This is a genomic window from Gilvimarinus sp. 1_MG-2023 (genome assembly GCF_030548285.1).
Window position 1 is genome coordinate 1 of record NZ_JAUOSC010001917.1, and the last position, 229, is coordinate 229.

Below are 229 nucleotides of genomic sequence, written 5' to 3' on the forward strand. Positions count from 1 at the left end.
GCGTCATACCCAGCTCATACCCATAATTGGCATCGGTGTCGAAAGCCAACATGCCAACAAAATGCATCGCCCAGACACCACCACCACCCAAGGCAAGAGCCGCTCCCACCACCCAGAACAGCACGCTTTCCTTTTGTGATGTAATCATGCCCTGCACAAGTCTTAGTGCTGTATATGATCCCAATACAGAAATGCAGAACGAGAGCAAAACCATTGCCCAGTTGTATTC

The 229-nt window shown here is 49.8% G+C and carries 1 protein-coding gene; it reads right to left on the bottom strand.

Features of this window, described 5'->3' with window-relative positions; genetic code table 11:
- Positions 1 to 214 (bottom strand): MHYT domain-containing protein (locus Q4563_RS23955; RefSeq protein ID WP_442903884.1); only part of this gene is annotated, 214 nt, incomplete at its 3' end.
- Between the last annotated feature and the right edge of the window lie 15 nt (positions 215 to 229).